Below are 18595 nucleotides of genomic sequence, written 5' to 3' on the forward strand. Positions count from 1 at the left end.
AATATCGGCCCTTTTAAATAGACATTTTTTTATCACCCTTGTCATATACAATAAAGAATACTTATATTTGGTCTGATACTTAGACAAAAGCAAATAATAAATCATTGCAGTCCATATTTGGGTTAAAACCGCATTTTTAGTTGTCCCTAAAAATGTTTTTATTTTAAGATTTTGTTTTATCCATTTGAAAAATATCTCTATTTCCCACCTTGTTTTATAAATCTGACTTATTGTATAGGATGATAAGTGGAAGATCTACATTTACTAACCCAATATGATACCACGCATTCTGATGCATCTTTAATCCCGTCTCTATATCCCGCAAACTTTTCTTCCCTGTTATGTGTGCATATAAATTTACCAATAATTGATTCCATGTTGTAAAATGTTTGGTATATCTATTCACTTGTTCTTTCTTTACTTCCTTATCAAATTCATATCTTGGCAACATATTTAGCATCTGATTAAAATTGTGTTAATATATTTTATACCGAACATCCTTTTTAGCAGGTAATGTTTATTTCTTATTTTACCTTATTTTAGGAGGTCAGTTCTAAAAAACTTACTTAAATTTTTATTGGACAGTAATGAAAAACCATAGCCAATTTTTGCAGAATCTCATGTAACGAAAGGAGAGAAAAATGGTAAAAGTATGTATTATTGGAGCAGGTGGTGAGGCAAATTTAGTTCATTATCCTTCTCTTACAAAGATGGAGAATGTTGAAATTGTGGGTATATGCGATTTGAATCAGGAACGATTGAGACAGACATCCGAAAAATATAAAATTTCCAATATTTATACTGATTATAAAAAAATGTTAGAAGAAAAAAATCCCGATGCTGTTTATATAATTGTTCCTCCTCATTATCTATATGATATTGTTATGCCCTGCTTAGATAGAGGATTTAATATTTTTACAGAAAAACCATTGGGAATGACAGCAGAACAGGCAAGACAAATGGCAAAATTAGCAGAAAGAAAAGGTGTTTTAACAATGGTTGGTTTTAACAGAAGATTTGCGCCTTTAATTGTTGAAGGAAAGAAAAGAATAAAAGAAAGAGGAGAAGTTGTATTAGCTGAGGCAAGATTTTTTCAGAATTATTTAGATAGACCTCTTGATTATAACGGTGCGATTGATGTTTTAACATATTTTGTTATTCATTCAGTTGACCTTTTAAGATATATTGGAGGTGAAGTAAAACAGGTTAAAAGTATGGTTAAGGGGGTATTTGCGGACTATAACAACATTTTTTGTGCTTTATTTGAATTTTCTTCAGGAGCAATTGGGACTTTGTCAGCAGACTGGGCAAGTGGAAAAAGAGTTTGTTCCATAGCAATACATGGTAAAGGAATTGCTGCTTTTATTGAACATGAGAAACAAGCAATAATTTATTCTGATGGAAAAGAAGATGGAGAATGTATAGATGTAAAAGAGTTCACAGGAAAAAAAGAATTTTTTGAAATTGCGGGTTTTTTAGATGAGCATAAATATTTTATAGAATGTATGGAGAAGAAAGAATTACCAGAAACAAATTTTTCTGATGCTGTTAAAACAATGGAACTTATTGAGAGAATATACAGAAACACTATTTAGTTCTTACTTTGTTTTGAATTTATATTTTTCAAGAAAAAATAAAAAAAGAAGAAAAAAATGGATAGAATAAAAATTGGGGTGATTGGTGTTGGAGTAATGGGATATGCACACTGTTTAAGTGTGAAAGAAATTGAAGAAAGTGAATTAACATGTGTATCTGATGCTGCGGAAGGACTTGCAAGGAAAAGAGGAGAAGAATTTGGAGTTAAGTATTTTACTGATTACAAGGAATTGATAACAAGTGGTCTTTGTGATGCAGTTATTGTTGCAACACCCCATTGGTTTCATCCAGAAGTATCTATTTTTGCTTTTGAAAATGGATTGCATGTTTTAAGTGAAAAACCAATTGCAGTCACTGTTTCTGCTGCTGATAAAATGATTGAGTCGGCAGAAAAAAATAATAGAGTTTTTGCAGTTATGTTTCAAAAAAGAACGAAATATTTTGTAAGAAAAGCAAAGGAAATAGTGGATAGCGGAAAAATTGGAGAAATTATAAGGACAGTCTGTATTGACCCGTGGTATAGAACTCAGGAATATTATGATAAAGATATCTGGCGTGGTACCTGGGTTGGAGAAGGTGGCGGTGTCTTACTAACACAGGCACCTCACATGATTGATATTTTTACTCATTTAGCGGGACTACCCTGTAAAATTGAAGCAAAAACAAGAACAAAACTGCATAATATAGAAGTGGAAGATGAAGTATCTGCATTTTTAGAATATCAAAATGGTGCATGGGGATATTATTACACTTCTACATGTGAACCAATTGGTTATTATTATAACTGGGAACCAGTTGGCCCTTTTTATTTAGAGGTCTCTGGTGATAAAGGGAAAATTGTTATAAGAGGGGACCAGATTGCTTTTTACAATTATGAGGCCCCACTCTATGAAACTTCAATGGAAGAATTTACTAAAAAAATTCCAAATATATGGGAATTATCAACAACACCCCTGAAATTAGAAGAAGGACAAATTGTTCCTACTTCAAACTTTCAAACAGGGCATAAAGAAATAATAAGGAACTTTGTCAGGAGTATCCTTTATAATGAAAAACTTATTACACCAGGAAAAGAAGGACTGAAAACAATTGAATTTATGAATGCATGTCTTTTATCAGGAAAGAAAAATAAAGTTGTAAATATCCCTGTTGATAGAAAAGAATATGATGATTTAATGGAAGAACTGAAAAAAACTTCAAAGGCAAAAAATTTATAGTAATAAATAGCAATTTAAAAATGTTTAAAGAAATAATAAATGAAGTTATGTATTATGGAAAAGAATAGCAGGTTAGGATATAGGGAGGAAGGGATAATGAAAAAAATTAGAATCGGACAGATTGGTATGAGCCATGAGCATGCTTCAGCAAAAATGATGACATTGCGGCAACTCACAGATTATTATGAGGTAGTTGGTATAGTGGATGACCTGAATTATAATGCACCTAAATATCCTGGTATGGATATGGAATGTTATGCAGGTATAAGACGTATGAGTGAGGAAGAACTTTTCAATGTTAAGGGACTTCAGGCTGTTGCTGTAGAAACTGCAAATACTGAATTGGTTCCTACTGCCATACGTTGCATGAAAAGAGGATTGCATATGCATCTGGATAAGCCTGGTGGAGAAATTATGGAACCGTTTACAGAATTGATAGAGGGTTGTAAGAGAAAAAATCTTGCTATTCAACTTGGTTATATGTACAGAGTTAATCCAGCAATAAAATTCTGTTTTAAAGCAGTAAGGGAAGGATGGTTGGGAGAAATTTTTGAAATCCATGCGATTATGAATCGTTTTGATGACGAGAATTACCGTAAGTATTTATCTAATTTCAAAGGTGGTGCTATGTTTAATTTTGGATGTCATCTTATTGATTTAGTTATTAGTATAATGGGACGTCCTGAAAATGTTGTGTCTTTTCAGAAAAGTACTGCTGATGATGGACTAAATGATAATGGGCTGGCTGTTCTGGAATATTCAAGAGCAACTGCAACTGTCAATTCTGCTATTACTGAGGTAGATGGTTTTAAATATCGCCGTTTTATTGTATGTGGAACTAAAGGGACGGTTGAAATCTGTCCTCTGGAACATTCTGCTGACCTGTACCGTATTGAACCATTATATGCAAGATTAACACTCCTTGAAGATAACTCAGAATATTCGGCAGGAACTCATAAGGTTAATGTAGGAGTAATGAATGGTAGATATGAAAACCAATTAATTGAATTAGCACATATTATCAATGGAGAAATTTCCAATCCCTATACATACGAGCATGAACTTCTGGTACAATAAGTTTTACTTGCTGCTGCTGGATACACTGAATGGCAATAAAAAAATTGATTTATAGGAGAAAATATAAGATGAAAAAGATCCAAAAAAGTAAAAGGACAATTTTGAATGTTCCTTCTGTAAAAAAATGGCGTATAGGAGTGGTAGGATATTATAGTTGTTCAGGATTAGGTGGTCATGGTCTACATTTAGCGTTTTCTGGATTACCTGGAGTTGAAATTGTATCAGTAGCAGACCCCGATGAGACAGGACGTAATATGCTTCAGAAAGAAACAGGAGCAAAAAATAGTTATAGTGATTGGTCTTATCTTATTCAACATGATAAACCAGATGTAGTTTGTGTATGTTCTCGTCTACCTTCACAGCATACGGATGTTGTTGTTGCAGCAGCAGAGGCAGGTTGTCATATATATTGTGAAAAGCCATTTGCTCAAACATTAGAAGATGCAGATAAAATGATAAATGCGGCTGCTTCTAATAATGTTCTGATAGTAGTTGCACATTTGGGTAGGTATGCTCCAATGTATCAGGTTGCCAGGGAAATGATTCAAAAAGGAGATATTGGGCGACCACTTTCAGTATATTGCAGAGGAAAGGAAGATGAACGGGGAGGTGGTGAAGATATGATGGTTTTAGGAACACATTTATTTGATATGTCTTGTTTTTTCTTCGGATACCCTGAGTGGATTTTTGGTAATATAACAGTAAAAGGTCGGAAAATGACACTAAATGATGTGACTGAACCTAAAGAGCCAATAGGACCAGTTGCAGGTGATGAAATAGTATCTCTTTTTGGATTTTCCAATAGTGTGCGTGGTTATTTTGAAAGTAGAAGGGGCCTTTTTGATAAGAAAATAAGGCGTATGGGTATATCTGTTGCTGGTTCAGAAGCAATACTTGCTATGCGATTTGATGCAAAACCCAGATTATATATAAGTACTGACAGACGTCCTTTTGAAAAACCAGGAGATTTTGATGAAATTGATATTCCTTCTGTGCTTGAAATTCCAGGGACCCAGCCGTTAAGTTTATCAGTTAGCGACCCAGAAAACGATATGCCTTTTACTTACTGTAATCGTTATGCTGCGGTTGATTTACTTTGTGCAATAGTGGAAGGACGGGAACCTATATCAAGTGGAAAAGATGCAAGATGGGCATTAGAAATGATTTTTGGGGTTTATACATCCCATTTAGCAGGTAAATCTGTTGATTTCCCTTTACCGAACAGAAAGCATCCTTTAACAAGAAAATAGTTTAAAAATATATCAACAAATGATAAAAAAGGAGAAAATTTTATGAAACTAAAAGATGAAGTAGCAATAGTTACTGGTGCAGCAGGATATATTGGTAGTACAACTGCTAAAAAATTAGCATCTGAAGGTGCTAATATAGTAGTATGTGACATGAATATTGATGGTTCACAACGGGTAGTTGAAGATATTATCAGTAAAGGTGGTAAAGCAACAGCAATACAATTAGATGTAACCAATACAGATAGTATTGAAAATATGGTTAAATGTGTAATTGAGAAATATGGTCATATAGATATATTAATTAATGTGGCGGGAGGTAGTGAGAGAGGAAGAAATGCACCAGTGCATAATTTAAAAGAGGAAGTAATTAGAGAAACCATTGCTGTAAATCTATTAGGAGTTATTTTTTGTTCTCGTGCTGTAGTTGGTTATATGATAGAAAGAAAAAAGGGAAAAATTGTAAGCGTAGCATCTGTTCTTGGTTTAAGAGGAAAGAGGAACTTTTCATCATATTCTGCTGCCAAGGCAGGTGTTATTGTTTTCTCAAAAACTCTGGCTATGGAAGTAGGTCCTTACAATATCAATGTTAACTGTGTTTCCCCGGGAAATATACCTCGTCCGGGAGAACCAAATGCTCATATTCCTACAAAAAATTATTTTGGTCGTATTCCAACAGCGGATTGTGTTGCGAACCTTATTTATTTTTTAGTATCTGACGAGGCCGATTTTATTACTGGGCAGAACTATATCGTGGATGGGGGAGAAACTTTGGGGTTGAAAGGTGCTTAAATTTTACCTGAGGAACATATTTTTTCGAAATAATTTCTAATTCTAAATAATAAATATTTTTGAGAGTACACAGAGTGGGGATCAAAATGCGTGCAATCTTAGTTGATAAGAATAAAGAGCTTGTTTGCAAAGATATTCCGGAACCAGAAGTTAAAGATAATGAAGTTTTAATTGAAGTTCATGCTATTGGTATAAACAGAGCTGACTTAATGCAAAGGGATGGAGAATATCCTTCTCCAGCAGGATGGCCAGATATAATGGGTCTTGAGGTAGCAGGTATTGTTCTTAGTGCTCCATCACAAAGTAGATGGAAGAAGGGTGATAAAGTTTGTGCATTACTTGGTGGTGGGGGTTATGCAGAAAAAGTATCTGTTCCTGTAAATATGGTTTTGCCTGTTCCAGAGGGATTATCTATGGCACAAGCATCCGCAATACCAGAAATTTTTGCAACTTCATGGCTCAATCTTTGTATAGAAGGTAAAATGAAGCATGGTGAAACTGTCCTTATTCAATCAGGAGCAAGTGGAGTTGGTACTGCTGCAATTCAAATTGTTAAAGCATTTGGGGGAAAAGTTATAACTACTGTGGGTTCGGATAAAAAAGTTGAGTTTGTTCGTAGTATAGGAGCAGACATAATTGTTAACAGAGAAAAAGAAGACCTTTTATCTGTACTTGAAAAATATCCTGTGGATATATCGCTTGATTGTATAGCAGGTCCTTCTTTGGGTAAATGTATAGAGAAAATGGCACAGGGTGGTCGTTGGATAGTTATTGCTACTCTGGGTGGAATAATGACAGAAATCAATATGAACATATTTTTTAAAAAAGGAATTAGAATTATTGGCAGTACTCTTAGAAATAAATCTACTGAAATGAAAGGAAAAATACTTGCTGATATGGAATCTGCACTCTGGCCTAAGTTTTCATCTGGTGATATTAAACCTGTAATTTATAAGATACTGCCAATAGACCAGGTATCTGAAGCCCATGCAATATTAGAGCGTCGGGAAAATCTTGGTAAAGTAGTCCTTACTATTTCTGAATAACTTTTAGTATGTGTATTTTATTTATGTACTGTTGTAAAATTATATAGGATATTGAAACGAATAGAGGGAATATCCTACTGCCCGGTATAAAATGTAAAAGCCCAAAAATATTAAGAGGCAACAGGAGATTTTAAAGAAAATGCGAGTTGGTTGTTTCTACAATCAATTACAACATTATCTCCTTCTTTGAACTCACCACTTAAAATTTTACCTGCAAGAACATTTTCAATTTCTCTCTGAATAAGTCGTTTTAATGGTCTTGCTCCAAATGTTTCATCATATCCCTTTTCTGCAATATATTCTTTTGCTTTATCAGTTGCAGTAAGTTCTATTTTCTTTTCTTCAAGTCGTTTTTGTAAATAAGAAAGTTGAATATCAACAATTTTTATAATATCTTCTTTCTTTAATTTATTGAATATAATAATTTCGTCAATTCGGTTTAAAAATTCCGGTCTAAAATTACTTTTAACAACTTCCATTATTTTTTCTTTCATTGCATCTTCATTTTTAAACATTGTAATATATTGACTTCCTAAATTTGATGTCATTATAATAACCGTATTTCTAAAATCAACAGTTCTACCCTGCCCATCAGTAAGTCGTCCGTCATCAAGAAGTTGAAGTAAAACATTAAAAACATCTTGATGTGCCTTTTCAATTTCATCTAATAAAATAACACTATAAGGTCTTCTTCTAATTTTTTCTGTTAGTTGTCCTCCTTCTTCATAACCAACATATCCAGGAGGTGCTCCAATAAGACGGGAAACAGAATGTTTTTCCATATATTCACTCATATCTATCCTAACCATTGCATTTTCGTCATCAAACAAAAATTCTGCAAGTGCCTTTGCAAGTTCTGTTTTTCCAACCCCAGTTGGACCAAGAAAAATAAATGAGCCAATTGGTCTATTGGTATCTGAAAGTCCTGCTCTACTTCTTCTTATAGCATTTGACACTGCTTCAATTGCATGGTCCTGCCCTACGACTCTCTTTTTAAGTCGGCTCTCCATCTGAAGCAATTTTTCTTTTTCACCTTCAAGCATTTTAGAAACAGGAATACCTGTCCATTTTGAAACAATTTCTGCTATATCTTCTTCTGTTACTTCGTCTTTAACAAGTCCACTACCTTTTTTCTGTATCTCTTTTAATTTTTCTGTTTCTTTTTCAAGTTGTTTTTGCAATTCAATCAACTTCCCATATTTGTATTCTGCTGCTTTATCAAGGTCTCCTTCTCTTTCTGCTTTTTCAACAATACCTCTTGCAACTTCCATTTGCTGTTTTATATTTCTTATTTTTTCAACAACTTCTTTTTCTGCTAACCATTGTTTGTTATATTTTTCTCTTTCTTTTTTTAATTTTTCAAGTTCTTTCTCTATTTTCTCCAGTCGCTCTTTTATTTCTTCCCCTGTTTCCTTTTTTAATGCCTGCTTTTCAATTTCAAGTTGTATCATTTTTCTCTTAATCTCATCAAGAACTTCTGGCATACTATCTATTTCCATTCTTAATTTACTCGCTGCTTCATCAATAAGGTCAATTGCTTTATCAGGAAGGAATCTATCAGTAATATATCTATGAGAAAGAACTGCTGCGGAAACAATTGCACTATCAGTTATTTTTACACCATGATGTACTTCATATCTTTCTTTAAGTCCTCTTAAAATTGATATTGTCTCTTCAACACTTGGTTCTTTAACAAATATAGGTTGAAATCTTCTTTCTAATGCTCTATCTTTTTCTATATATTTTCTATATTCATCAAGAGTTGTTGCTCCAATACATCTTAAAAGTCCTCTTGCAAGTGCTGGTTTTAACATATTGGAAGCATCTATCGCCCCTTCCGCTGCACCTGCTCCAACAAGAGTATGTAATTCATCAATAAAAAGAATAATTTCGTCTTCTCTTTTTTCAATATCTTTTAAGAGTGCTTTCAGTCGGTCTTCAAATTCACCTCTATATTTTGTTCCTGCTACAAGTAAACCAAGGTCAAGAGATAGAATCCTTTTATTTTTTAAATTTTCAGGAACATCTCCACTTACAATTCTTCTGGCAAGTCCTTCTACTATTGCCGTTTTTCCAACACCTGCTTCTCCTATTAAAACAGGATTATTTTTTGTCCTTCTTAATAGAACCTGTATAACTCTTCTTATTTCTTCATCTCTACCAATAACAGGGTCTAACTTTCCTTTTCTTGCAATTTCTGTTAGGTCCTTTGTATACTTTTCTAAAACATTATATTTGCTTTCTGCATCTTTATCCTTTATTTTTTCTCCCCCTCTTAAATTGTCAATAATTTTTATAATTCGCTGACTAAAAATATCATATTTCTTCAAAATTGTTTTAGCAGGAGAATCTACTTCTGATAAAGATATTAAAAGATGTTCAACTCCTATATATTCATCTCCTAATGTCTTTGCCTGTTTACCTGCAATATAAAAAACCTGATTTAAAGAAGGAGTAATATAAACAGATGTTTGTGAAGAAAAAACTTCTGGAATTTTCTTCAGTTCTCTTTCTATATCTTCTTTCAAATTTTCAACTTTGACATTCATCTGTTTTAGTATCTCCGCAGTTGTTTCATCTCCATCAACAAGAGAATAAAGCAAATGCAAAGTATCTATTGCCTGATGACCTCTCTCCTGGGCAACTGCTTGCGAATTCATTATTGCTTCTTGTGCTTTTATTGTAAATTTTTCTAAATCCATTTTATCACCTCTTTTAATTTATGCTATTTAGATGGAATTATGATAAAAAAGTTTCATTTTTTATAATGAAATAGTCATAAGAGGTAGCAATATTTTGAAAAAATTAGAACTCTTTACTAAAATATAAATGGGATTTATTAAACACTTATTTTATGTTATAATACTCTTCAATTTATTATAATCTATTATTTCTTTTTTAAAAAATGAATAATGAATTTAAAACAAAAATAGTAGGGGAAGTTATTTGTGGTTATAGAGTTATTGATAAAATATGGCAGGGAGCAACTTCTACTGTATATAAGGGTATAAAACTCAATAATTCTTATAATAGCGTAATAGCAATAAAAATACTCCATTCTTATAGAAATTCAAAACAATATTTAAAACAGTTTATTAAAGAATATAAAATCCAGAAATCACTTAACCATCCAAATATTGTTAAGGTCTTTGGTTTTGGAAAACAAGAAAATCTTTATTGTATATTTATGGAGTATATTGAAGGAAAGACATTACGATTAACATATGATGAAAATCTAATTCAAGAGAAAAATTTGTTCCATATTATAATTCAGATTGGTAAAGGTATATCATATATTCATAGTAAGAATATAATTCATAATGATATAAAACCAGAAAATATAATTGTTGAAAAGTCATGTAGATGGGCTAAATTGACCGATTTCGGGTATGCTGTAAAAAAATCTTTTTTTAGAAGAAATATTTCAATTCAAGGTGGCACGGAAAATTATATTGCCCCTGAAAGAAAAAAAGGAATTTCAAATTTCAAAACAGATATTTATTCTTATGGTATGATAATTGAAGAATTGCTTTTTGAAAAATTACCATCAGAAGAATTATACGACATTGTGGCAAAAACAACAGACAAAGTTCCGTCTCAAAGAGACGAAAATGTTGATGATATAGTTAACCAATTAGAAAAAATTTATAAAAGAATATACAAATGAAATTTTCTATAATATCTGATATTCATTCTAATTATGAAGGACTGACTGAAATTTTAAAATATATTTTGACTGAAAAAACCGATTATCTTTTTGTATGTGGAGATATAATTGGCTATGGTCCTGACCCTGAATTATGTCTTGAAAAAATTTTTTCTATTACTGACCTTATTGTAAAAGGAAACCATGAAGAAGGAATAATAACCGGGAATTATTCAAGATTTAAAAAACTTGCAAAAATTTCTATAGAATGGACAGAAAAGAAAATAACAAATTATATAGAAAAAATAAAATGCCTTCCAGTAAAAATAACTTTTGGAGATATAACTTTTGTTCATGCGTGTTTATCCGACCCGATTTACAAATATATTCTTTCAAAAAAAGATGCTGAAAGGGAATTTGAATTATTTAGCAATAAAATCTGTTTTTATGGACATACTCATATTCCTTCTGCTTACAAAAAAAATTTAAAAACAAATAATGTAGAAACAATTATACCTGATTTTAATGGAAAGATGTGTTTTAAAATTGAAGATGACTATAAATATTTTATAAATGTTGGGAGTTCCGGACAGCCAAGAGATGGATTACCAATGGTGTGTATATCAATCTATGATAGTGAAAGCAAAATATTTAAACTTTCTAGGCTTAATTATCCCGCAGAAATTACTAAAAACAAAATTCTTGAAAGGGGGCTTCCCTCTTCTCTTGGTGAAAAATTTTTAAAAGGTATTTAATTTACTTTTTAGGATTTAATTGGTTTATTTTTGTTATAATATCCTTTACTTTTTCACAATTTCCATTAAGAGATAAAATATCCTCCCATCCCTTATTTTCTTTTGTTTTCATCAACTTATCAATTTGTATTCCATTTACCTGACTTACTGCACACCCAATAGCAAGGTCAAAAAAAGAATATTTTTCTCTTAATTTATCAAAATCATTAGAAGAAATTTTTGTAATTTTACAAATTTTATTCTTTATAATTTCCGCCATATAGTCAGTTGTTGCCCTTTTTTCTATTTCAAGAGCAGATGAATAAATTCCAACAAGAACTTCATTGCCTGTTTTGATTACTTTTTCAACTTCATCTATTGATGTTTTGACTTCATCAATTGTTGCCTTCTTAGTTGCAGAATATCCACTAATTGAAAAAAGAAATAAACAAAGTACAACAAGCACTTTTTTCATTTTTCACCTCCATTTTTGTTTATATTTTACCAATGTATAAAAATTTTGTCAAATATGTTATTATAAAATTATGGAAAGAAAAATTATGGATGAAAAACAGATGAGAGAAAAACTTATATTTCTTTCTAAAAAAATAAAAAATGATAAGCAACTTTCTGATTTTGTAATTATTGGGATAAAAAGGAGGGGAGCAGTTTTAGCAGATAGAATTAAAAAATTAATAGGAAAAGAAAATCTTGATGTCGGGTATCTTGATATAAGTTTATATAGAGATGATTTAAGCAAAATTGGTCCAAATCCTATTATTTCTCAAACAGATATTTTATTTTCAATAGATGATAGAAAGGTTTTACTTGTTGATGATGTTTTGTATACTGGAAGAACTGTAAGGGCCGCCCTAGATGCAATTTTTGATTTTGGCCGTCCATCACTTATTAAACTTCTTGTTTTTATTGATAGGGGACATAAAGAACTTCCAATTTGTGCTGATTATGTTGGTGAAGAAGTAAAAACAAAAAAAAGTGATATAGTTGAAGTAAAAGTAAAAGAAATAGATGGAGTGGATGAAGTAGTTATTGTGGAGAGAAAATGACGTGGAAAAGAAAGGACCTGATAGGACTGGAAGATTTAAGTAGGTATGAAATAGAAACAATTTTAGAAACGGCAAATTCATTTAAAGAAGTCAGTAGTCGTTCTATAAAAAAAGTTCCTGCTTTAAGAGGTAAAACAGTTGTTAATTTATTCTTTGAACCAAGCACGAGAACAAGAACTTCTTTTGAACTTGCAGCAAAACGACTTTCAGCAGATGTTTTAAGTTTTGATGTTTCAACTTCTTCTATATCAAAAGGAGAAACAATTGTTGATACTGCAAAAAATATTGAAGCAATGAAAATTGATTGTTTTATAGTAAGACATTCAGTTGCAGGAGCATCAGAACTTATAAGCAGGAATGTAAGAAGTTCTGTTATAAATGCTGGTGATGGTTGTCATGAACATCCAACACAGGGTCTATTAGACATATTTACTGTAAAAGATGTTTTTGGTAAAATAGAAGGAATTAAAATAGCAATTATTGGAGATATTTTACATAGCAGAGTTGCAAGATCCAATATCTGGGGATTTACAAAACTTAAAAGTAAAGTAATTGTTTGTGGACCTCCACCTTTAATACCATCTGGCATAGAAAGAACAGGAGTAAAAGTAACTTATAATTTTAAAGAAGCAATTGAAAATTCGGATATAGTTTATCTTCTAAGATTACAAAAGGAAAGGCAGAAAGAAAATTTTCTCCCTTCTTTAAAGGAATATAGTTTAACATATGGATTAAATGAAGAAAGAATAAAAGGGATAAACAAAAATATATTTATTATGCATCCAGGACCTATAAATAGAGGAATTGAAATTAAATCTGAAACAGCCGATAGAGAAAATTCTTTAATTTTACAGCAAGTTACAAACGGAATAGCAGTTAGAATGGCTGTCTTATATTTAACAATTGGAAGTCAAAAATGAAAATACCTACTTATCCAGCAATTGATTATAAAAATTCATTAAATGAAAGACAATATGAAATAATTAAAAAAGCAGATGGCCATTCTATTGTAATTGCAGGTGCTGGAAGCGGAAAAACAAGAGTTTTAGTTTATAGGGTATGCTATCTTCTTGATAAAGGAATACCTCCTGCCTCAATAATGCTTGTCACTTTTACAAATAAAGCAGCAAATGAGATGATAGAAAGAGTTAAAGAAATAGTAGGTGTTTATCCAAAAGGGTTATGGGCAGGAACTTTTCATCATATTGGGAATATTCTTTTAAGAATTTATGGGAAAAATATAAATATTCCTTCTAACTTTACAATTATGGATGAAGAAGATTCAATTTCTTTAATAAAAGAAATAATAGATAAATTACCAAATAAAGATGATTATCCATATCCCGGAAAAATAAAGAATTTTTTAAGTTTATCAGTAAATACAGGCCAACCAATAAGAGATATAATAGACACTCGTTTTATTGAATATTCAAACCTTATTCCACAGATTGAAAGAATTTCAAAGGACTATACCAAGAAAAAAAAAGATTTCAACTTACTTGATTATGATGATATTCTTCTTTTCTGGTATAGATTGATGAAAGACGAAAAAGTTGGAATACAAATATCTGAAAAATTTTTATATATAATTGTTGATGAATATCATGACACAAACAAATTACAGGCACAGATACTTTATCAGGTAGCAAAAGTTCATAGGAATATAATGGTAGTTGGAGATGATGCTCAAAGTATATATTCATTTAGAGGGGCAACAGTGGATAATATCCTGGAATTTCCCAAAATTTATCCTGATACCAAAATATTTTATTTAGATGTAAATTATAGAAGTACTCCTGAAATTCTTGATTTTGCAAATAATATTATTTCTCATAATAAAAACCAGTTTCCTAAAAATTTAAAAAGTATAAGAAAAAGGGGTGTTAAACCACTTATTATTAAATGTTATGATATAAAAGAAGAAAGTATATTTGTTTCAAGAAGGATTTTTCAACTTTTACAATCAGGAGTAATTCCATCTGATATTGCAGTTCTTTTCAGATCAAGATATCAATCAGCAGAATTGGAAATTGAACTTAATAAATTAAAAATTCCTTATGTTATAAGAGGCGGTTTAAGATTTTTTGAACAAGCACATATAAAAGATATTATATGTTTTTATAAAGTTCTGATAAATTTTAAAGATGAAATTTCCTGGAATAGAATTTTCTTTCTAACAGAAGGCATTGGGAAAAAAGGAGCAGAAGAATTAATAAAAGTTATAAGAGAAAGTGATGAAATAGAAGTCCTTGAAAAAAAAATTGAAGATATAAAAATAAATTCAAAAGGGCTTAAAAATTTTAAAAATCAATTAGGTCTTATTAAGAAAATAAAAAATTTAAAAATATCAGAAGGTATTGACTTAATTCTTATCTCTTTTTATTCAGAATACTTGAAGAAAAAATACAAAGACGATGTTGAGAGAAAACAGGACATAGAAGCACTAAAAGAAATTGCAGATATGTACTCTTCATTAACTGATTTTCTCTCAGAAGCAACATTACATGAACATACAAAAGGAGAAATAAGGCAGAAAGGAAATTACATAGTACTTTCAACAATCCATCAGGCAAAAGGGCTTGAATGGAAATTTGTATTTATAATAGGTGTTTGTGATAATCATTTCCCATATATTTCCGCTAAAAACGACATTACTGCATTAGAAGAAGAAAGAAGAATTTTTTATGTAGGAGTAACAAGAGCAAAAGAAGACCTTTACATTACTTATTATATAAGAGATTTTTATAGGAATTATTATTACAACAAATCAATTTTTATAGAAGAAATTCCCCCGTATCTTTATGAAAGTTGGGATTTCCAGTAAATAAAAGGAGATGAAATGGAGAAAAATATATTTACAAAAAGGTCAATATTGATAGGCACAATTCTATCAGTTTTTATTAGTGTTAGCGATGTTTATAATCTTATGGTGATTCAGGGTTCTGATATGACAATTGATTTTACAACTGGTGCAGCAATATATCTAATATTTTGGATAACTCTCTTTAATTACCTTTTAAAAAAAATCTCTCCGAAATTCTCTCTTTCTATTGCAGAAATGATTTTAATTTATATTATGATGATTGTTTCCTGTTCAATTCCTACAATGGGACTTACATTATACCTTATTCCACTTATAGCAGGTACAAAATATTATGCAAATGACCAAAACAACTGGGCAGACCTTTTTATAAAACATTTAAAGAACTGGACTATTCTAAATGATAACAATGCAATAAACTGGTTTTTTGAAGGAATTCCAAAAGGGCAAAGTATACCATGGGCACCTTGGATAAAAGTTTTAATTCTATGGATACCTCTAATAATTGCTCTCTATCTTGCAATGATTTTTATAATGGTAATTTTAAGAAAACAATGGGTTGAAAATGAAAAATTGAATTTTCCTTTAACGAAAGCGCCTATTTCATTAATAAAAGCAGATGAAAACAAAATTTTTAATAATAATCTTTTCTGGCTTGGATTTGCTATTCCATTTATTATTGGATGTATAAATGGATTACATTTCTATAATGAACTTTTTCCAAGAATTCAACTTGCTACTTCTACTCCAATTTTTAGAAGAACTATGAGTTTACCATATAGAATAAGTTTTCCTATGATAGGATTTACTTATTTTGTTCCTTTACCTCTTTCTTTTAGTTTATGGTTTTTTTGTCTTCTTTCTACAATACAACAGGGTTTTTTTAATATAACTGGTTTTGGAATTTCAGAATTTTTACCATATAATGCGGAAAGGCCAATTCTTGGATGGCAATCATTGGGTTCTTTATTCATCATAGTTATTTATGGTCTATGGATTGCAAGAAAACAAATAAAAGATGTTTTCAGAAAAGGAATTGGAAAAGAAAAAGATGATTCTTCTGAATATGAAATTGTTTCTTATAAATTTGCTTTTTGGGGATTGGTAATTTCTATTTTGGTAATTTTCTGGTGGATTGTTTTAAGTGGACTTCCTCCTTTTCCATCAATATTTTTTATTATTTTTATGTTCATAATTTTTATTGGTATAACAAGGGCTATTTGTGAAGGCGGGATCTCTACAACAAGAGCACCTGTTATTGCCCCTGTTATAACAACATCATTTTTTGGCTCAAAAAATTTGGGACCTTCTGCTTTAGGTCCTCTTGGTTTAACTTTTGTTTATTCATCTGATGTAAGAACTTTTGTTATGGCTTCTGTTGCAAATGGATTAAAAATACTTGAAGAAGTTAAGGGGAAGAAAAAAATAATTTTTGGAGCAATTTTAATATCAATTGTAACTACTTTGATTTCTTCAATATGGACGGTTATCTATTTGGGATATAAATATGGAGGAATAAATGCAAACGCATGGTTTTTTGTAAATGGTCCTCAATATGGTTGGCAATATATTGTTCAGGAATTAAAAACCCCATCTGGTCCTGATATGATATATTGGGGATTTTTTGCTATAGGTGCTGTTTTTACAATTTTCTTACAATTTATGAGGATGAGATTTTTATGGTTCCCATTTCATCCTCTTGGTTTTGCTTTTTCAACAATAATGCTTACAAACGAGTTATGGTTTTCAATTTTTCTATCATGGCTGTTTAAATTTATGATTTTAAGGTATGGAGGGGCAAATGTATATGAAAAAGGAAAAACATTTTTTATAGGGCTAATAGTTGGACAATTTATTGTAAGTGGAACATGGCTTTTTATTGATTTTTTCACAGGACGCACAGGTAATATTCTATTCTGGATATAACGATGAAATACCTAATACTTATCCTTTTTTTAATTACATATTTTGGAATTGTTTTAAAAAGAGATAAAAGCAAGATAAGTAATATATTTGTCTATGGGTGTGTTTTTTTATTTATTATTTTAAAAGCGATAAATTTTAAAGATATTTTTTCTTTTATTAATTACAATGTTTTAGGTATTTTTCTTGGAACAAGTATTTTATCTTTTCTTTTCACAAATTCAAAAGTTCCTGCTCATATTGTAAGTAAAATTGAACAGAAAAATTTCTCTGTTGGTTTGATTTATCTTTTTATATGTATTACCACAAGTTTTATTTCATCTTTTATTGAAAATGTTGCAACAATTTTAATTATGGCACCTGTTGCATTGGAATTCACAAAAAAAAATTACTTAAATCCTGTCCCCCTTTTTATAGGAATGATGGTAAGCAGTAATCTTCAAGGATGTGCAACAATGATTGGAGATAGTCCAAGTATAATACTTGCAATAGAATCAAATATGAATTTTCTTGATTTTTTCTATATGCCTGCCAAAAAATTAGGACTTACATCTGGTAAATTAGGACTTTTCTTTTTTGTTCAATTTGGAGCAATTTTAAGTTTCTTTGTTCTTTACTTTTTTTTCAGAAAAGAAAAAGGGCAAATAAAATTTAAAGAAGAAGAATATAAAGTAAAAACATACTTACCAACATTTTCAATAATTTTGATGATAATTACACTTGCAATTACTTCTTTTTTTCAGGACAAATTTTCTTTTTTCCCTGCCTGTATCTGTCTTTTTTTTGGAATTATAACACTTCTTATCTACCTTAAAAAATTCAAAGATGAGAAAATTTCAATAAAACATATTGACTGGGATAGTTTCTTTTTGCTTATTGGAATTTTTATACTTGTTGGGACATTAAAAAAGTTTGGTTTCATTGAAATGATAGCCGACTTCCTCATAAAAACAGGTGGTAAAAATCCATTTATTCTTTTTAACTTAATTGTCTGGATTTCTGTATTTATTTCTGCTTTTATTGATAATATCCCTTACACGATGGCAATGATTTCAGGAATACAAATACTATGCACAAAACTTTCTTTAAACCCATACTTATTTCTTTTTGGGCTTTTATTGGGGACATGCCTTGGTGGTAATATAACCCCAATTGGAGCAAGTTGTAATGTTGTTGGTATGGGAATTCTGAAAAAAAATGGGTATAAAGTAAAATTTTCTGATTTTGTAAAAATAGGACTTCCTTTTACAATTATAGCAGTTGCTGGAAGTACTCTTCTTCTCTGGGTAGTGTATACATAAATACTCACTCAAAACAGTGCCTGAGAAGTAAAAAGTAAAGAGATATAAAAATTCATAGGTAATTTTGGCAGACCTAAAAAATGGAGGAAAAAAATGATTAATATAAGAAGGGCAATTTTAAGTGTTTC

16 protein-coding genes are annotated in these 18595 nt (G+C 30.6%); 13 read left to right on the forward strand and 3 right to left on the reverse strand.

Annotation, left to right across the window (positions count from 1 at the left end):
- The coding region (locus PLW95_05480) for a transposase (protein HOV22114.1) at positions 1-255 on the reverse strand (255 nt) is incomplete at its 3' end.
- A gap of 386 nt (positions 256-641) precedes the next feature.
- Between PLW95_05480 and PLW95_05485 the strand changes: the two genes are divergently transcribed.
- From PLW95_05485 to PLW95_05510, 6 genes are all read left to right on the forward strand, one after another.
- Positions 642-1595, forward strand: a complete 954-nt coding sequence (locus tag PLW95_05485; GenBank protein HOV22115.1) for a Gfo/Idh/MocA family oxidoreductase — start codon at positions 642-644, stop codon at positions 1593-1595.
- Between the two features lie 57 nt (positions 1596-1652).
- Positions 1653-2813 (forward strand): Gfo/Idh/MocA family oxidoreductase, encoded by a 1161-nt coding sequence (locus PLW95_05490; GenBank protein HOV22116.1) that lies wholly within the window; start codon positions 1653-1655, stop codon positions 2811-2813.
- A gap of 96 nt (positions 2814-2909) precedes the next feature.
- Entirely contained in the window at positions 2910-3890 is a 981-nt protein-coding gene (locus PLW95_05495) for a Gfo/Idh/MocA family oxidoreductase (GenBank protein HOV22117.1), read from the forward strand.
- 68 nt (positions 3891-3958) lie between these two features.
- A complete protein-coding gene (locus PLW95_05500) occupies positions 3959-5140 on the forward strand; it encodes a Gfo/Idh/MocA family oxidoreductase (protein ID HOV22118.1) in 1182 nt (393 codons plus the stop codon).
- 42 nt (positions 5141-5182) lie between these two features.
- Positions 5183-5929, forward strand: a complete 747-nt coding sequence (locus tag PLW95_05505; protein ID HOV22119.1) for an SDR family NAD(P)-dependent oxidoreductase — start codon at positions 5183-5185, stop codon at positions 5927-5929.
- A gap of 86 nt (positions 5930-6015) precedes the next feature.
- The gene (locus tag PLW95_05510; GenBank protein ID HOV22120.1) at positions 6016-6975 is read left to right on the forward strand and encodes an NAD(P)H-quinone oxidoreductase; all 960 of its coding nucleotides are present in this window, start codon (positions 6016-6018) and stop codon (positions 6973-6975) included.
- Between the two features lie 110 nt (positions 6976-7085).
- On the opposite strand, the gene clpB is transcribed toward PLW95_05510, so the two are convergent.
- The gene (gene clpB / locus PLW95_05515) at positions 7086-9677 is read right to left on the reverse strand and encodes an ATP-dependent chaperone ClpB (protein HOV22121.1); all 2592 of its coding nucleotides are present in this window, start codon (positions 9675-9677) and stop codon (positions 7086-7088) included.
- Between the two features lie 203 nt (positions 9678-9880).
- On the opposite strand from clpB, the gene PLW95_05520 reads away from it, so the two are divergent.
- On the forward strand, positions 9881-10642 hold the full coding sequence (locus tag PLW95_05520; protein HOV22122.1) for a serine/threonine-protein kinase: 762 nt from the start codon (positions 9881-9883) through the stop codon (positions 10640-10642).
- Complete coding sequence (locus tag PLW95_05525) at positions 10639-11376, forward strand: metallophosphoesterase family protein (GenBank protein ID HOV22123.1); 738 nt, start codon at positions 10639-10641, stop codon at positions 11374-11376. Before PLW95_05520 ends, PLW95_05525 begins: the two co-directional genes overlap by 4 nt.
- Before the next feature lies 1 nt (position 11377).
- Here PLW95_05525 and PLW95_05530 read toward each other — a convergent pair whose 3' ends face one another.
- On the reverse strand, positions 11378-11830 hold the full coding sequence (locus PLW95_05530) for a hypothetical protein (GenBank protein ID HOV22124.1): 453 nt from the start codon (positions 11828-11830) through the stop codon (positions 11378-11380).
- A gap of 70 nt (positions 11831-11900) precedes the next feature.
- Between PLW95_05530 and pyrR the strand changes: the two genes are divergently transcribed.
- From pyrR to PLW95_05555, 5 genes are read left to right on the forward strand one after another with little or no spacing between them, the layout of a single operon-like run.
- A complete protein-coding gene (gene pyrR, locus PLW95_05535; GenBank protein ID HOV22125.1) occupies positions 11901-12422 on the forward strand; it encodes a bifunctional pyr operon transcriptional regulator/uracil phosphoribosyltransferase PyrR in 522 nt (173 codons plus the stop codon).
- Positions 12419-13342 (forward strand): aspartate carbamoyltransferase catalytic subunit, encoded by a 924-nt coding sequence (locus tag PLW95_05540; GenBank protein HOV22126.1) that lies wholly within the window; start codon positions 12419-12421, stop codon positions 13340-13342. The genes pyrR and PLW95_05540 overlap by 4 nt, the downstream gene beginning before the upstream one ends.
- Entirely contained in the window at positions 13339-15246 is a 1908-nt protein-coding gene (locus PLW95_05545) for an ATP-dependent helicase (GenBank protein ID HOV22127.1), read from the forward strand. Before PLW95_05540 ends, PLW95_05545 begins: the two co-directional genes overlap by 4 nt.
- Before the next feature lie 15 nt (positions 15247-15261).
- Positions 15262-17169 carry a hypothetical protein gene (locus tag PLW95_05550; GenBank protein ID HOV22128.1) on the forward strand — a complete coding sequence of 636 codons (1908 nt, stop codon included), beginning with the start codon at positions 15262-15264 and terminating at the stop codon, positions 17167-17169.
- Positions 17170-17171: 2 nt separating this feature from the next.
- Positions 17172-18467, forward strand: coding sequence for an SLC13 family permease (locus tag PLW95_05555; GenBank protein ID HOV22129.1), 1296 nt, complete (start codon positions 17172-17174; stop codon positions 18465-18467).
- Positions 18468-18595: the final 128 nt, after the last annotated feature.

The organism is bacterium (genome assembly GCA_035370465.1).
Lineage (GTDB): Bacteria > Ratteibacteria > UBA8468 > B48-G9 > JAFGKM01 > JAGGVW01.

Coding starts and splice junctions, on each gene's coding strand:
- PLW95_05485 (HOV22115.1), top strand. CDS start 642: ATGGTAAAAGTATGTATTATTGGAGCAGGTGGTGAGGCAAATTTAGTT.
- PLW95_05490 (HOV22116.1), top strand. CDS start 1,653: ATGGATAGAATAAAAATTGGGGTGATTGGTGTTGGAGTAATGGGATAT.
- PLW95_05495 (HOV22117.1), top strand. CDS start 2,910: ATGAAAAAAATTAGAATCGGACAGATTGGTATGAGCCATGAGCATGCT.
- PLW95_05500 (HOV22118.1), top strand. CDS start 3,959: ATGAAAAAGATCCAAAAAAGTAAAAGGACAATTTTGAATGTTCCTTCT.
- PLW95_05505 (HOV22119.1), top strand. CDS start 5,183: ATGAAACTAAAAGATGAAGTAGCAATAGTTACTGGTGCAGCAGGATAT.
- PLW95_05510 (HOV22120.1), top strand. CDS start 6,016: ATGCGTGCAATCTTAGTTGATAAGAATAAAGAGCTTGTTTGCAAAGAT.
- clpB (HOV22121.1), bottom strand. CDS start 9,677: ATGGATTTAGAAAAATTTACAATAAAAGCACAAGAAGCAATAATGAAT.
- PLW95_05520 (HOV22122.1), top strand. CDS start 9,881: ATGAATAATGAATTTAAAACAAAAATAGTAGGGGAAGTTATTTGTGGT.
- PLW95_05525 (HOV22123.1), top strand. CDS start 10,639: ATGAAATTTTCTATAATATCTGATATTCATTCTAATTATGAAGGACTG.
- PLW95_05530 (HOV22124.1), bottom strand. CDS start 11,830: ATGAAAAAAGTGCTTGTTGTACTTTGTTTATTTCTTTTTTCAATTAGT.
- pyrR (HOV22125.1), top strand. CDS start 11,901: ATGGAAAGAAAAATTATGGATGAAAAACAGATGAGAGAAAAACTTATA.
- PLW95_05540 (HOV22126.1), top strand. CDS start 12,419: ATGACGTGGAAAAGAAAGGACCTGATAGGACTGGAAGATTTAAGTAGG.
- PLW95_05545 (HOV22127.1), top strand. CDS start 13,339: ATGAAAATACCTACTTATCCAGCAATTGATTATAAAAATTCATTAAAT.
- PLW95_05550 (HOV22128.1), top strand. CDS start 15,262: ATGGAGAAAAATATATTTACAAAAAGGTCAATATTGATAGGCACAATT.
- PLW95_05555 (HOV22129.1), top strand. CDS start 17,172: ATGAAATACCTAATACTTATCCTTTTTTTAATTACATATTTTGGAATT.